Raw genomic sequence first — 15315 nt, 5'->3', positions numbered from 1 at the left:
TCGCTTCTGCCTGCTTCCTGCGCGCCATGCCATCGGTGATGGAAATCGGCGCGGTCACACTGGACGCAACCTGCGCCTCCTCAGGAGCATAGGCGCCGATCGACTGGATGTGCCAGCGGCGCTGTTCTTCCGTCGATCCGGGCACGTCGTTGACCCTGCGCAGCGTCACCTGCCGCAGCGCATACCAAGGCTTGCCGTTTGCGGCGATGCGGCCATAAACCTGAACCGGAACGGTCACATAGAGCGAGCCGGCGGCACCCTCGGGCTCTGACGGCGCACCGATATTGGCGTGGATTTCGCTGAAACCCCGGAACCGCGCCGCGAAATGCGCGTCATCCTGCGCGCCGATCGCTGTTGCGGGATTCCACATATCCTGCGCATCCTCGAACCGCTTTTCTTCCAGCAATCCATAATAGCCCTGCACCACCTGGGCCGCGCCCTGCGCACTGTCCGGGTCGATCGACCCTTCTTCGATGGGCGCGGGATCCACCGGCAGGCCGCCCGGCGTGCCGGGTTCCGGCGGGGCGAGCGGTTCCATCAGCGCCATCGCTTCGGCGCGCACATTATTTTGCACTTGCGCCTGATTGGCGCCATTGGCCAGATTGTCGATTGCGCTCTCCTCCCGCCCGTCGCAGGCCGCGACGAGCAGGAGGGTGGCCAGCGCGCTTGTCCTGATCGCTCCCCGCATCAGTTCGGGCGCACCCGATTTGCCGGTTCACGGCCGCCGCCCGACCGCATTGGCCGGGACATGCGCGATCCTGGCGAAGGCCGCGCGCTCATGCTGCGTTGGGGCCGGGGCTGACTTGCCTGGGGCCTGGGCGACGGACGGACCGTGGCCGCGCCATCGCGCCCGCGCCCGCCATTCCATCGACCACGCCCGTCCCCGCGACCGTCATTGCCATTGGGACGCGGGCGACCATAATTGCCGGGACGTCCGTCACGGTCCGGCCGTTGCCAATTGCCCGGACGCCCATCACGATCGGGCCGTCCATCGCGATCCGGCCGTTGCCAATTGCCGGGGCGTCCATCACGATCGGGCCGTCCATCGCCGCGCCAGCCGGGCCGTCCGTCACGATCGCGGTCCCGCCACCGGCCGTCGCGCCGATCGTTTCGCCGCGCTTCCCAGTAGCGCCGCTGGCTGGCCGTCCAGCGATGACGCCGGCCGCCGCGATCATAGACATAATATCCCGTGCCCGGATAATAAAAATCATTGTACCAGCCATAGCCGCCGCCGACATAGCCCGGGCTGTAATAGGGGTCATAATAGCCGCCGCCATAATAGCCGCTGCCAACACCCACCCCGCCATAGCCATAGCCATCGTCATAGGCGCAACCGCCCAGTGCCAACGCGCCAGCCAAGCCGATGGCGGCCAGAAACCGTCTTGCAGGTCCAGTCATCGCCTGTCTCCTTATCCTCTTGCTGCTTGGCGTAACGCGTGGAGTTTGAATTGGTTGTGAATAGCCGATCCCTTGCGAAACTTTGATTTATGCAGCGTTCAGGAAACACGCCTATTGTTCATATGGCTGACAGAAACCGTGTTTTCTGCGCCACAATATCGCGCTTTGCCGCACTTTCGTCATTCAGGCGGGAAACCTTCCGATGCCCAAGGTCATTTTGATCCCTGCCGCTCCGGTCGCTTGAAGCACCATTTGCGCGGCCCGGCGGGTCCAAACCGCCGCAAGCATCAACAACAGATCAAAGGGTCAAACCCCATGAAGACACTGCTTATTTCGGCAGCCGCTGCCGCGTCCCTGATTCCCGCCGTCGCGATGGCCCAAAGCGGGTCAGTCGATGACGCCGGCGCTACCCGCCGCATCGAACCCTATGTCGGCGTCATGGGTGGCGTGCATAATTTCGATAGCGAAACCGGCAAGGAGGGCATCCCGCCCGTCGGCTATAAGGGCCGTATGGTCGAAGGCGTCGCCGGCGTGAATTACAATGTCGCAGGGCCGCTCGTGGTCGGCGTCGAAGGCACCGCATCCAAAGGTGTGTCGGGCGACATCGACTGGGAATATGGCGTTGCGGGCCGCGCGGGGGTCAAAGCGGGCAAGGACAGCCTGATTTTCGGTAAGGTCGGTTACAAGTGGGTCAATTTTGACGCGCTTGGTCCTGACAGCCCCGACTTCCATGGCACGACCTATGGTGCTGGCGTCGAACTGTCGCCCGCAGACATGGGCAGCTCGGCCCAGAGCAGCAACATCCGTCTACGCGTTCAGGCCGACACGCTCGGCAATTTCCGCTCGATCCGTCCGATGGCCGGTGTCGTCGCGAAATTTTGATGTTTGAAGGGACGGGACGGGCACGGGTTGTTCGTTCCGTCTCTCACCAGTCACCTCTCTCCCGCCCGGGCTGAGAGTTGGGGTGCGGAACGGCTTTTAGGACTGCAGCCGTTCCGCATTCGCCCAGACCCGTCTTGCCATATCCCATGATGCCAGCCATCAGCATGCCATGACCTGGCATTTCTGGATCGATCGTGGCGGCACCTTCACCGACGTGGTCGCGCGCGACCCCGATGGGCGGTTGCACACTGCCAAGCTGCTCTCCAGCGATCCTGAACGCTATGCCGATGCCGCGGTCGAAGCGGTTCGCCGCCTCACTGGCGTAGGCGACGGCCCTATCCCGCCCTGTTCGCTGCGCATCGGCACGACCATCGCGACCAATGCCTTGCTGGAGCGTAAGGGTGAGCCCGTCCTCCTTGCCGTCACGCGCGGGTTCCGCGACGCCATTCGCATCGGTACGCAGGAACGCCCCGATCTGTTCGCGCGCAATATCCGCCTGCCCGATCCCCTCCATCACGACGTCATCGAGATCGACGAGCGGATGACCGCCAATGGCGACGTGCGCGTGGCACTGGACGAACCGGCCGCGCGCGCCGCGCTCCAGTCGGCATATGGCCAGGGGCTGCGCGCTGTCGCGATCCTGCTGATGCACGGCTATCGCTACCCCACGCATGAACAACGACTGGCGCAAATCGCTGCCGATGTCGGCTTCACCCAGATCAGCATCAGCCACGATGTTACGCCGCTGATCAAGCTGGTGGGCCGGGGCGACACCACGCTGGCCGACGCCTATCTCTCGCCTGTGCTGCGCGCCTATGTGGATGGGCTTCACGCGGCTCTGGGCGGGCGGGCCGACATGCTCTTCATGCAATCCAATGGCGGCCTGACCCCCGGATCGCTGTTCCGCGGCAAAGACGCCGTCCTGTCCGGGCCGGCGGGCGGCATCGTCGGTTTGGCGCGCACCGCGGAACAGGCGGGTTTCCGTGACGTGATCGGCTTTGATATGGGGGGCACATCGACCGATGTCTCCCATTATGCCGGCAGCTATGAACGGGACAATGAAGCGCGGGTGGCCGGCGTTCGCCTGCGCGCGCCGATGATGCGGATCGACACGATCGCGGCGGGCGGTGGCTCCATCTGCACCTTTGTCGATGGTCGCTTTCGCGTCGGGCCGGAAAGCGCGGGCGCAGTGCCGGGACCGGCCTGCTACCGGCGCGGCGGGCCGCTTACCATCACCGATTGCAACGTCATGCTGGGCAAGATCCAGCCCGGTTTCTTCCCCAGCCTCTTCGGCCCGAACGGGGACCAGCCATTGGATCGCGACGTCGTGGCGCAGCGTTTCGCCACCCTCTGCGCGCAGGTGAAGGAGGAAACGGGCCGCGTGATGACCCCGCGCGAGGCGGCGGAGGGCTTCATCGCCGTTGCCGTCGCCAATATGGCGAACGCCATCAAGCGCATTTCCGTCGCGCGCGGCCATGACGTGGCGCGCTATACCCTGGCCAGTTTTGGTGGCGCGGGCGGGCAGCATGCCTGTCTGGTCGCCGACGCCCTCGGCATGGACCGGGTAATGATCCATCCGCTTGGCGGTGTCTTGTCGGCCTTTGGCATGGGTCTGGCCGACCGGCGGGCGGTGCGGGAACGCACGCTCGCCTTGCCGCTCGCGCCTGACGCCATGTCACAGCTGGAGGCCGCACTCGCCGCCATGGAGGCGGACGCGCGCGCCGATCTGCCGCAGGCGGACCGGACCGAAATCCTGCTGCGGCTTCGCTATGACCGCACCGACAGCCTGTTCGACGTGCCGCTTGCTGATTTGCCGGCGATGCGCGCGGACTTCCTGGCGCAGCACCGCGCGCGCTTCGGCTTCGACGGGCGTGGCGCGATCCTGATCGACATGGCGCGGGTCGAGGCGATCGCGTCCACCCGGGCGGCGATGGACGATATTGTCTTCTTCCCCGATGCGGCTGCGCCCCCGCTGGCGCAGGTCGATTGCGGCGGCCGTGCCGCGCCCGTGCATGATCGCGCCGGCCTCAATCGCGACAGCGACATTGACGGTCCCGCGCTTGTCATCGACCCTGTATCGACCACCGTCGTGGAGCCGGGCTGGCGCGCGCGCGTGGACGCCATCGGCAATCTCATCCTCAGCCGGCACCAGCCCCGCCCCGCGCCAGAGGCGAGCCGAAGCAGCGGCGTCGACCCTGTACGGCTCGAGGTGATGGGCGGGCTTTTCATGGCGATCGCCGAGGAAATGGGCGCCGCGCTTCAGCATAGCGCCTCCTCCGTCAACATTCGCGAACGGCTCGATTTTTCCTGCGCGCTGTTCGATGCCGCCGGCAATCTGGTCGCCAATGCGCCGCATATGCCGGTCCATCTGGGCAGCATGGGGGACAGTATCCGCGCTATCCTGCAACGCCGCGGTCCCGGTGCGGACGGGCGGCCGATCGACGGGCGCGGCATGCAGCCGGGCGATGTCTACGCGCTCAACGCGCCTTATGACGGCGGCACCCATCTGCCCGACGTCACGGTCATCATGCCGGTTTTCGTCGAAGGCCGCCCCGCGCCTGCCTTCCACGTCGCGGCGCGGGGGCATCATGCCGATATTGGCGGCATCACGCCCGGGTCGATGCCGCCGGGCAGTCAGTCGGTGGAGGAAGAAGGCGTCATCCTCGACAATCTGCTGGTCGTCGATCGCGGCGATTTTCGCGAAGTGGCGATTCGCGACCTGCTTGGCTCAGGGCCTTATCCCGCCCGCAATATCGACCAGAATATCGCCGACCTGTCCGCCCAGATCGCCGCCTGCGCCAAGGGTGCATCTGAATTGATACGGATAAGTAACGAATATGGGGTCGAGACCGTTGCAGCCTATATGGCCCATGTTCAGGATCAAGCCGAATCGGCCGTCCGCCGGCTGATCGGGCGCCTTGCCGACGGCTGCTTCACCTATGCCATGGACAATGGCGCATATGTCAAAGTCGCCGTCGCCATTGATGCCGACGCGCGCGCCGCCACCATCGACTTTACCGGATCGTCGGACCAGCTGCCCGGCAATTTCAACGCGCCCCTGTCGGTCGTGCGCGCTGCCGTGCTTTATGTCGTGCGCACGCTGATTGACGAGGCTGTGCCGATGAATGACGGCTGCCTTAAACCCATCACCATTATCGTGCCCGAAGGGTCGATGCTGCGGCCGCGTCACCCCGCTGCCGTGGTCGCGGGCAATGTCGAAACCAGCCAGGTCGTCACGGACGCGATCTTCGGCGCGCTGGGCGTCATGGCCGGGGCGCAGGGCACGATGAACAATTTCACCTTCGGCAATGACCGGCACCAATATTATGAGACGATCGCTGGCGGATCGGGCGCGGGACCGGATTTCGACGGCGCTTCGGTGGTCCAGACACATATGACCAACAGCCGGCTGACCGATCCCGAAATATTGGAAACCCGATTCCCGGTATTGCTGGAGGAATTTTCCATCCGGTCCGGTTCCGGCGGGGCAGGGCGGCATCGGGGCGGCGATGGCGCGGTGCGCCGCATTCGCTTCCTAGAGGATATGACGGCCGGCATCCTGGCCAACCGACGGACGGTGCCGCCCTTCGGCCTGAACGGCGGCGCGGACGGCGCGCCGGGGCGCAACTGGGTGGAGCGCGCCAACGGCACCGTCGAACCGCTTGGCAGCACCGCCACGGTCGATCTTTGCGCCGGCGACGCCTTCATCATCGAAACGCCCGGTGGCGGCGGGTTCGGCAAGGCCTGACCCGCGGCCCCGGCTTACTGCCTCCAGCTTGAATCGATCCGGTCGATTACCCGCACCATCGCCTGGAAATCGGAAACGCCCGGCCCGACCGGCAATTGCACGCCGGCCAGGTCTCGCTGATGCACGGCGATCACGTCGGCCGGGATGTCGACCGGCGTGCCCGCCGCGCTGGCCGCAACCTGGATCTCGCAGGCGCGCTGCAAGGACCAGTGTTTCAAAAAGGCTTCCGGCAGGCTCGCCGCCATGACCAGCGTGCCATGATTGCGCAGCATCATCACCCGCTTGCTGCCCAGATTGGCGATCAGCCTGTCGCCTTCCTCGGGCCGGATCGTGACGCCTTCAAAATCATGATAGGCGATCTGCCCTGCAAAGGCGGCGGCGTAGAAGCTGATCGGCCGCAATCCTTCAGCGCAGGCGCTCACCGCCATCCCTGCGGTCGTGTGGGTGTGGACGATGCAATGAGCGTCGGGCAGGTGGCGGTGAAAGACGCTATGCTGGGTAAACCCTGCGCGGTTCACTGGATAGGGGCTGCCGTCCAGCACCTGGCCGTCAATGTCGATCTTGACCAGATTGGATGCCGTCACCTCCTGATAGCCAAGGCCGAACGGGTTGATCAGGAAGGCGCTCTCCTCGCCCGGCACGCGCAGCGTGATATGGTTGTAGATCAGTTCCGACCATCCCATATGGTCGAATATGCGGTAGCAGGCGGCGAGTTGCTGGCGCGCCTCCCATTCCTGCGGCGTCATGTCGGCTTTGTATGCGGCGCTGGCCATTGGCGATCCTCCTGTCTATTATCGGGCCACTATCCGCCCGCCCGGCGCAAAAGTCGAGATCATGGCCTTTAGGCTTGAGTTTGCGCGACTCTGCTGGTAGGGCGCCGCCCACATGGCGCAGGGCGACCTGCGACGACTCACTGGCTTTGCTATTCGGTCGAGCCGTCGGGAAGGACAGAAACGTCCCGGCGACCCGCCCGTTTTTGATTGGAGATTGACGGACTTATGCAGATCATCGTTCGCGACAATAATGTCGACCAGGCTCTTCGCGCGCTCAAGAAGAAGCTGCAGCGCGAGGGCGTGTATCGCGAAATGAAGCTGCGCCGTCACTATGAGAAGCCGTCGGAAAAGCGCGCTCGTGAAAAGGCGGCCGCGGTTCGTCGCACGCGCAAGATGGAACGCAAGCGCGCCGAGCGCGACGGCGTTCGTTAAGACGCCCGATCCCGGACGAGGGCGGCGCCGCCCCCGTCCGCTGACGACTTTCCTGCCCTGATTTTAGCGAGCATCGCCCATGTCCACGACGGCTGTTCCCCTTCGTCCCATCGCTAAGGGGTCGCTGACCCGGCTCTGGATCGGCGTTGCCATCGTCGCGCTGGCAGCGGGCGGCCTCGCCTGGGCGGGGCAGCAGGGCGTCGCGCCGTCGCCGGCTGCCTTCCTGGCTCAGAATGCCCATGAAACGGGCGTGGTTACGACCGAATCGGGCCTCCAGTACAAGGTGCTGGAAGAGGGCAGCGGCCCCAGCCCGACGAGCAGCGATGTCGCGCTTGTCGGCTATAAGGGGGCGCTGCTGGACGGCACGGTGTTCGATGAAAATCCGCAGGCGCCGATGCCCGTCGATGGCGTCGTGCCCGGCTTTTCCGAAGGCCTGCAAAAGATGAAGAAGGGCGGCAAGTACCGGCTCTGGATTCCGTCGGAACTGGGTTACGGTGCTGAAGACAATGGCCCGATCCCCGGTGGCTCGGTGCTGGTCTTCGATGTGACCCTGCATGACTTCAAGTCCAAGGCGGAATTGATGCAGTTGCAGCAGCAGATGATGCAGCAGCAGAGCGCGGCGCCGCAGCCGGGGCAATAAGTAAGCCGTGCAGCCAGTCGAGTGAGAGGAAGGGGCCGCCTGTCGGCCCCTTTTCTTTTGCCTTACTGGTTGTCACTGCAGATGGTTTCCGGCGTCTCGCCAAAGGCAAGTGCCCCTGCATCGCCGACCTTGGCCTGTCCGGCAAACAGCTTGTCGAGCCGCTCGCGCACATCGCGGCGATATTCGGGGCAGGCGACTGACCGGGGCGCGGACACCTCGATATCGCAGGCGATCGCATTCTTGATCCTGTCGATCGCCGGTTCGTCCAGAATACCCGAATCGCGCAGTTCAAGGCACAGCTGAAGCAATCCAGCCGCCGTCGCCTGCGCGCGCAATCCCACATTCGTGAGATCGAAATGCAATTTCTTCTGCTTGTCGAGGTCCATCATCATGATCCGCTCCTTTCAGTTTTTTCTATCTTACGCTGAAAGCAAGCGACGGAAAGCCCGTATGTTCCCTATGATATTTGACCCTGGATCAACCGTCGGCGGGCTGTAGCAGCGCCTTGTCCCTGTCGGACCTGGATGCTTTCGACCGTTCCTCCAGATAGACTTTGATCATCGCGACGATCGGGTCAGCCAGGAACAGGCCGATGATGCCGAACAGTGCGCCAAACAGGATCTGCGCCGCCAGCACCAGCGCAGGGGCCAAATCGACCGCGCGCTTGGCCACCATCGGCACGATCAGATAGCCGTCGACGATCTGCACGACCAGATAAACCCCCACGGCGTAGAGACCCGTGTCCATGCCCCCGGAAAAGCCCACCAGGACAATGAGCACGCCCGATATGATCGCCCCGATATTGGGCAGAAAGGCGAGGAGGCCGGTGAGGATGCCCAGCAACCCGGCCATCGGCACGCCGAACACCCACAGCAGCAGCCAGGTGCCCACGCCTTCGACCGACATGCCGATGATTCTCCCGAACATCAGCCGGCGGAGCGTCCAGCCCATCTTGTCGGCAATGGTGTAGAATTGCGCGCGCTTGTCCATCGGCAGCATCCAGGCGACCCCGCGCTCGTAGAGTTTGGGTTCGGTCGCCAGGAAGATGGCCAGTACCAGCATCATCGCGCCGCCGGTGATCGCACCCATTGCCGTGCCGAGCGCCGCCGTCACGCGCCCCATGGAACTCATTGCCTGCTGGGCCAGGCCTTTCAAATCGCTGGGCGTGGCCGTGATGCCGAGTTGCTGCATCCAGCCGCCAATCCGCGTGACCTGCGCCTCGACGATGGTGCGCATCGCCTGCGCCTGCGCAGCCAGGCTCGATCCAGTAAGGTAGAATGTCCACACCAGAAAAGCGACCGCGCTCAACAGGACAATCGTCAGCCGCCAGCCCCTGCCGATCGGCAGGATACGCCCCAGCAACCGCGATCCGCCGTCCATCATCGTGGCTAGCACCATCGCCCCTAGGATCAGCATCAGCGGCTGCGCCAGCAGCGCCGTCAGCGCGATGGCGATCGCCAGCCCGAACCAGACGCCGGCGCGCTTCAGTTCCTGCTGGACCAGGGGGCTGCGCACTTCGCTGGGGCCGGGTTCCTCGACATGCTTGTGTGTCTCGCTCAAAACCCCGTGCCCCTCTGATCGTCAATCAGGGGCAGCAACGCTCCGTGGACGCAGGCTGTTCCCGGCTCGACCGCTGCGGAAGGCGTGGATCCAGCTGAGCGGATTCCAGCTGGCGTCGCCGTCCAGGCTGAAGGTGATGAATTCGGCCCGGCCGCCGATCGCCTCCCACGGCACCGGCCCGCCAAGGCCGTTTTCCGCCAGCGGCGCGCGGCTGTCGGCGCTGTTGTCGCGATTGTCCCCCATCAGGAAGACATGGTCGGCCGGCACGCGCACCGGGCCGTACCAGTCTAGCGCGCTTGGTCCCATGTCGATGGTGAGGTAGGTCTTGCCATTGGGCAGGATTTCCTGCCGCACCGGCAGTTCGCAATAGTCGCGACCGTCCGCGCCGTGCACGCGCGCGCCGGGAAACTGATCGGGCGAGCAGGGGGCGTTGCCATCGACCGGCAGGCGCAGCGGCTTCATCGCCTTCTGCTTGACCGCGGTGCCATTGAGGATCACCTGGCCGCCCCGCACTTCGATGATGTCGCCGGGCAGGCCGATCACCCGCTTGATATAATCCTCCCGCCGGTTGTGGGGGGACACGATGACGATGTCCCCGCGCTGGGGCAGGCGCCCGAGCACGCGCCCTTTGAGGAAGGGCAGGGGGTGGAAGCTGGGCGAGACATAGGACCAGCCATAGGGGAATTTGCTCACCACCAGCCGGTCGCCGGTCAGCAGCACCGGCATCATCGATTCGGACGGAATGTAGAAAGGCTTGGCGACGAAGCTGTGGAACGCCAGCACCGCCAGGATCAGCAGCGTGATGCTGCGCAGTTCATGCCACCAGTTGACGCCGTCCTTTTCCTGCTCCCCGGCTTGCGCGGCGCTGTCCTGGGGCGTGTCGATGGCCGGCATGGGCGAAGTCTCTTGGCGTTCGGCGGGGGGCAGGGTCACGAAGGCAGCGCCTCGATGATGACGAAGGCTTGCGCCCATGGATGATCGTCCGTGAGCGTCAGGTGAATGACCGGCCTATAACCCACCGGCACCATCGACTCCAGCCGCGTCAGCGCGCCGCCGGTCAACGCGAGCGTCGGTGCGCCGGACGGCGCATTGACGACGCCGATATCCTTCATGAACACGCCTGCCCTGAACCCCGTGCCCACCGCCTTGGAAAAAGCCTCCTTGGCGGCGAAGCGCTTGGCCAGCGTGCCCGCGCGGGTCAGCGGACGTCGCGCCGCCTTGGCCTGCTCGACCGGCGTGAAGACCCGCTGGATGAAGCGGTCGCCGAAGCGATCGAGCGAATTCTGGATACGCTCGATATTGCAGAGGTCGGATCCAAGTCCGATGATCATGACGGCCGTCCAAGGCCGTCACCCCAGCGAAGGCGGGGGTCTTGGGCCTCCAGATTGAACCCTTGACGCCTGCGATCCAAGCCTCTGCCGGGATACCTGCTTGGGAGCATCACCGCGCCAGATCCATCTGCCGCCGCATCTCGCGAATGCTGCCTTCCAGCCCGCCGAAAATCGCCTCGCCAATCAGGAAATGGCCGATATTGAGTTCGGCGATCTGCGGGATGGCGGCGACCGGTCCGACATTGTCGAAGGTCAGGCCATGGCCGGCATGCGGCTCGATCCCGTTCTTGGCTGCCAGCGCGGCGGCATCGGCGATTCGGCGCAGTTCGCCCGCGCGCGCCGCTCCGTCGAGATGGGCATAGGCGCCGGTGTGAAATTCGACCACGGGCGCGCCGAGCCGGATGGCTGCGTCGATCTGCGCGGCGTCCGCCTCGATGAACAGGCTCACGCGGATGCCGGCCTCGTCCAGCTTCTCGACGATCGGTGCCAGCGCCTCATACTGCCCCGCTGCGTCCAGCCCGCCTTCTGTCGTGCGCTCCTCGCGCTTTTCGGGCACGATGCAGGCGGCGTGCGGTTTGTGGCGCAGCGCGATCTCCAGCATTTCCTGCGTCGCCGCCATCTCCAGATTGAGCGGCACGTCCAGCGCTGCCATCAGCATCGCGATATCCTCGTCGCGGATATGGCGGCGATCCTCGCGCAGATGGGCGGTGATGCCGTCCGCGCCCGCCTTAACGGCCAGCAACGCGGCCTTCACCGGATCGGGATGCGCGCCGCCCCGCGCGTTGCGGATGGTCGCGACATGGTCGATATTGACCCCGAGGCGCAGCGGCGTGGGCATGGGGCTATTGCTTCCGGCTGCCGGGCTTGGTCGCGGGAATGGCCTCCAGTTCCGGTGGCAGCGCGTCCGCGTCATAGACCGGGAAATTGATCGACACGAGCGGATAGAAGGGCACGCCCAGATCGACCTCGCCCGCCGACCGGTCGACCAGCGCCACTTCCCCGATCACGATGCCGCCCTCGGCCTCCACCGCCTCGATCGCCTGGCGTGACGACAGGCCGGTGGTCACGACATCCTCGACCATCAGTATCTTTTGTCCCGGCGTGATGGCAAAGCCCCGGCGCAATTCGAACGTCCCTTCCGGCCGCTCCAGAAAAATCGCGTCCCGGTCCAGCGCGCGGCCGACTTCATGCCCGATGATGAGGCCACCCATCGCCGGCGACACCACCAGATCAATGTCCTGGCGCACTTCGCGGGGCAGTTTCTGCACCATCGCGCGCGCCAGCTTGCCGGCGCGCTCGGCATTCATCAGCACCCGTGCGCATTGCAGATAATTGCCGCTGCGACGACCCGACGACAGAATGAAATGCCCCTCCAGCAGCGCGCCCGCCGCTCGGAATTCCGCCAATACGTCCTCGTCAGTCATGTCGCATTCACATCCCGTCGCGCGGCCGGCACCCTGTCGGTGGCCGGGCCGCCTTCACCCCATGGCCGCGCGCAGACACGCCGCCATGCCGCGCCCCTGTGCGCGAAGCAGCGAGATAGGCGGGCCGGGGATGCGTTGCAACAGCGAAGAAAATCTGCTCCATCTGTGCTTGAGGCAGCGGGAAAGCATCCCTATAAGCCGCCGCAGACCGAACGGGCGAGGACGGCAAAATGGATGCGTTTTCGTTGCAGCGGCGCCAAGGGGTTAGGGGTACGAAGACGCTATGATGAAGGTGAAATCGTTCATTCTCGCTGGTCTGCTGGCTTTTGCGCCGGCGATGGCGATGAATGGCCAGGCGCTTGCGCAGAATGAAGCGGCCGCACCCGTTGCCGCCACGCCGGTCGATGCCGATCCCAAATCCTCCGATCCTGGTGCGCCTGCCGATTCGGCCGATGCCAATGTCGCGAATGTCAGTGAAGCGGCACCTGCGGCCAAGGTTGCGCCGCCGCCGCGCATGAAGCCGACCGAAGGCATCGGCATGCCGCGTCCGGGCGAAATCACGTTGCAGGAACAGTTTACCGAAACCGGCAGGACCGCCCGCTGGCTGCACGATGTCATGCTGGTGCCGATCATCACCATCATCTCGATCTTCGTCCTGGTTTTGATGCTCTATGTGATGTGGCGCTATCGCCGCGCCGCCAACCCGGTGCCGTCCAAAACCTCGCACAATACCGTGATCGAAGTCGTCTGGACGGTGGTTCCGGTGCTGATTCTGCTGGCGATCGCGGTGCCTTCGATCGGACTGCTCGCCGACCAGTATCGCCCCGCGCCCAAGGATGCGCTGACCGTCAAGGTCACGGGCTATCAATGGTATTGGGGCTATGAATATCCCGACGCCGGCATTCCTGAATTTGTGTCGAACATGCTGACGGAGGATCAGGCGAAGGCCAATGGCGAGCCCTATCTGCTGGCACCCGACAATCGTCTGGTGCTGCCGGTCGGTCGCCCGATCAAGTTGATCATCACCGGCGCCGACGTGATCCACAGCTTTGCCGTGCCCTCGCTCTGGGTGAAGATGGACGCCGTCCCCGGCCGCCTCAATGAAAAGAGCTTCACCATCGACAAGCCCGGCGTCTATTACGGGCAATGTTCCGAACTGTGTGGCGCGCGCCACGGCTTCATGCCGATCGCGATCGAGGCGCTGCCGCCGGCTCAGTTCGACCAGTGGGTCCTTTCGCAGGGCGGCACGTTGAAGGGCGGCACCGCCGCCCCGGCCGGCCAGATGGGACCGCAACAGGGCAGCGCACTGCCCGGACCGCCGGCCAGCGACGCCGGTTCGACGACGCTTTGAGAGGGGCAAGGCCATGACCACCATTACCGCAGATCATCATGGCGATCACGCCCATGGGCATGATCATGACGCCGATCACAAGCCAGCCTTCTTCCAGCGCTGGTTCATGTCCACCAACCACAAGGACATCGGCACCCTCTATCTGATCTTCGCGATCATCGCCGGCATCATCGGCGGCGCGATTTCGGGCTTGATGCGCGCCGAACTGGCGGAACCGGGCATCCAGTATCTCCAGACCTGGGCACGCTTCAGCGACGGCCCTTCGGCGACTCTGGATCAGGCCTATCACCTCTGGAACGTGCTCATCACCGCGCATGGTCTCATCATGGTCTTCTTCATGGTGATGCCTGCGATGATCGGCGGTTTTGGCAACTGGTTCGTGCCAATCATGATCGGCGCGCCGGACATGGCCTTCCCGCGCATGAACAATATCAGCTTCTGGCTACTCATCCCTGCCTTCGCGCTGCTTCTGGGTTCGACCTTCGTCCCCGGCGGCACCGGCAATGGCGCGGGGACCGGCTGGACCGTCTATGCGCCGCTTTCGACCAGCGGGTCGGCCGGACCTGCCGTCGACATGGCGATCCTGTCGCTGCACATCGCCGGCGCGTCCTCGATCCTGGGCGCGATCAACTTCATCACCACCATCCTCAACATGCGCGCGCCGGGCATGACCCTGCACAAGATGCCGCTGTTCGTCTGGTCGGTGCTGGTCACGGCGTTCCTGCTGCTGCTCGCCCTGCCGGTGCTGGCCGCCGCGATCACCATGCTGCTGACCGATCGCAATTTCGGCACGACCTTCTACGATGCGGCAGGCGGCGGCGATCCCGAACTCTACCAGCATCTCTTCTGGTTCTTCGGCCACCCCGAAGTCTACATCATGATCCTGCCGGGCTTCGGCATCATCAGCCAGATCGTCTCGACCTTTAGCCGCAAACCCGTCTTTGGCTATCTCGGCATGGCCTATGCCATGGTCGCGATCGGCGTGGTCGGCTTCGTCGTCTGGGCGCACCATATGTTCACCACCGGCATGTCGGTGAACGTGAAGATGTATTTCACCGCTGCGACCATGGTCATCGCGGTGCCGACCGGCATCAAGATCTTCTCGTGGATCGCGACGATCTGGGGCGGCTCGATCAGCTTCAAGACGCCGATGGTCTGGGCGCTGGGCTTCATCTTCCTCTTCACCGTGGGTGGCGTCACCGGTGTGGTGCTTGCCAATGGCGGCGTCGACGATGTGCTGCACGACACTTATTATGTCGTGGCGCACTTCCACTATGTGCTCTCGCTGGGCGCGGTGTTCGGCCTGTTCGCCGGCTTCTACTACTGGTTCCCGAAAATGTCGGGCAAAATGTATAACGAGTTCCTCGGCCAGCTCCATTTCTGGGTCTTCTTCGCCGGCGTGAACCTGTTGTTCTTCCCCATGCACTTCCTGGGCCTGTCGGGCATGCCGCGTCGCTACCCCGATTATCCCGAAGCCTTTGCCTATTGGAACGGCATTGCCAGCCATGGCTATGAAATCATGGCAGCGGGCATGCTGATTTTCTTCGTCAACCTGATCTGGTCGCTGGCGGCCGGCAAGAAGGCGGAAGGCAATCCGTGGGGCGAAGGCGCGACGACGCTGGAATGGACGCTGACCAGCCCGCCGCCCTTCCACCAGTTTGAAACGCTGCCCGTCGTCGACTGACAAACGGGGACGCACATGGGCGGACGGCTTGGACCTTCCGCCCATTTGCGCGACATCGGTGCGCGGGTGTAGGATGCGCGCTGATCGCATGA

The 15315-nt window shown here is 64.5% G+C and carries 15 protein-coding genes; 6 read left to right on the top strand and 9 right to left on the bottom strand.

The window, feature by feature from the left end; translation table 11 throughout:
- Both SKA58_RS13075 and SKA58_RS13070 read right to left on the bottom strand, forming a co-directional pair.
- The coding region (locus SKA58_RS13075; protein WP_009822922.1) for a hypothetical protein at positions 1-688 on the bottom strand (688 nt) is incomplete at its 3' end.
- Positions 688-1398, bottom strand: coding sequence for a hypothetical protein (locus SKA58_RS13070; RefSeq protein ID WP_037543166.1), 711 nt, complete (start codon positions 1396-1398; stop codon positions 688-690). The genes SKA58_RS13070 and SKA58_RS13075, both read right to left, overlap by 1 nt.
- A gap of 315 nt (positions 1399-1713) precedes the next feature.
- On the opposite strand from SKA58_RS13070, the gene SKA58_RS13065 reads away from it, so the two are divergent.
- Positions 1714-2280 (top strand): outer membrane protein, encoded by a 567-nt coding sequence (locus tag SKA58_RS13065; protein ID WP_037543164.1) that lies wholly within the window; start codon positions 1714-1716, stop codon positions 2278-2280.
- Positions 2281-2449: 169 nt separating this feature from the next.
- On the top strand, positions 2450-6028 hold the full coding sequence (locus SKA58_RS13060) for a hydantoinase B/oxoprolinase family protein (protein ID WP_009822920.1): 3579 nt from the start codon (positions 2450-2452) through the stop codon (positions 6026-6028).
- A gap of 14 nt (positions 6029-6042) precedes the next feature.
- On the opposite strand, the gene SKA58_RS13055 is transcribed toward SKA58_RS13060, so the two are convergent.
- The gene (locus SKA58_RS13055) at positions 6043-6801 is read right to left on the bottom strand and encodes a class II aldolase/adducin family protein (RefSeq protein ID WP_009822919.1); all 759 of its coding nucleotides are present in this window, start codon (positions 6799-6801) and stop codon (positions 6043-6045) included.
- Positions 6802-7026: 225 nt separating this feature from the next.
- Between SKA58_RS13055 and rpsU the strand changes: the two genes are divergently transcribed.
- Together rpsU and SKA58_RS13045 are read left to right on the top strand one after the other, a co-directional pair.
- Positions 7027-7233: a 30S ribosomal protein S21 gene (gene rpsU / locus SKA58_RS13050; protein WP_009822918.1), complete on the top strand. Its 207-nt coding sequence runs from the start codon at positions 7027-7029 to the stop codon at positions 7231-7233.
- A 79-nt stretch (positions 7234-7312) separates the two neighbouring features.
- A complete protein-coding gene (locus SKA58_RS13045; protein WP_009822917.1) occupies positions 7313-7873 on the top strand; it encodes an FKBP-type peptidyl-prolyl cis-trans isomerase in 561 nt (186 codons plus the stop codon).
- A gap of 62 nt (positions 7874-7935) precedes the next feature.
- On the opposite strand, the gene SKA58_RS13040 is transcribed toward SKA58_RS13045, so the two are convergent.
- The 6 genes from SKA58_RS13040 to pyrE all read right to left on the bottom strand — a co-directional run bounded on the left by SKA58_RS13040 (position 7936) and on the right by pyrE (position 12188).
- On the bottom strand, positions 7936-8265 hold the full coding sequence (locus SKA58_RS13040) for a hypothetical protein (protein ID WP_009822916.1): 330 nt from the start codon (positions 8263-8265) through the stop codon (positions 7936-7938).
- Between the two features lie 85 nt (positions 8266-8350).
- Positions 8351-9433 (bottom strand): AI-2E family transporter, encoded by a 1083-nt coding sequence (locus SKA58_RS13035; RefSeq protein WP_009822915.1) that lies wholly within the window; start codon positions 9431-9433, stop codon positions 8351-8353.
- A 21-nt stretch (positions 9434-9454) separates the two neighbouring features.
- Entirely contained in the window at positions 9455-10327 is an 873-nt protein-coding gene (gene lepB / locus SKA58_RS13030; protein WP_009822914.1) for a signal peptidase I, read from the bottom strand.
- Between the two features lie 35 nt (positions 10328-10362).
- A complete protein-coding gene (gene acpS, locus SKA58_RS13025) occupies positions 10363-10764 on the bottom strand; it encodes a holo-ACP synthase (RefSeq protein ID WP_009822913.1) in 402 nt (133 codons plus the stop codon).
- A gap of 109 nt (positions 10765-10873) precedes the next feature.
- Complete coding sequence (locus SKA58_RS13020; RefSeq protein WP_009822912.1) at positions 10874-11602, bottom strand: pyridoxine 5'-phosphate synthase; 729 nt, start codon at positions 11600-11602, stop codon at positions 10874-10876.
- A 4-nt stretch (positions 11603-11606) separates the two neighbouring features.
- Positions 11607-12188, bottom strand: a complete 582-nt coding sequence (gene pyrE / locus SKA58_RS13015) for an orotate phosphoribosyltransferase (RefSeq protein WP_009822911.1) — start codon at positions 12186-12188, stop codon at positions 11607-11609.
- Between the two features lie 283 nt (positions 12189-12471).
- On the opposite strand from pyrE, the gene coxB reads away from it, so the two are divergent.
- Together coxB and ctaD are read left to right on the top strand one after the other, a co-directional pair.
- Positions 12472-13539, top strand: a complete 1068-nt coding sequence (gene coxB / locus SKA58_RS13010) for a cytochrome c oxidase subunit II (protein ID WP_009822910.1) — start codon at positions 12472-12474, stop codon at positions 13537-13539.
- A gap of 13 nt (positions 13540-13552) precedes the next feature.
- A complete protein-coding gene (gene ctaD, locus SKA58_RS13005) occupies positions 13553-15223 on the top strand; it encodes a cytochrome c oxidase subunit I (protein ID WP_009822909.1) in 1671 nt (556 codons plus the stop codon).
- Positions 15224-15315: the final 92 nt, after the last annotated feature.

Origin of the sequence: Sphingomonas sp. SKA58 (assembly GCF_000153545.1) — a bacterium.
Taxonomy (GTDB): Bacteria; Pseudomonadota; Alphaproteobacteria; order Sphingomonadales; family Sphingomonadaceae; genus Sphingobium; species Sphingobium soli.
The sequence above is the reverse complement of the archived record's forward strand: the minus strand, read 5'-3'. Positions and strand labels throughout refer to the sequence as shown.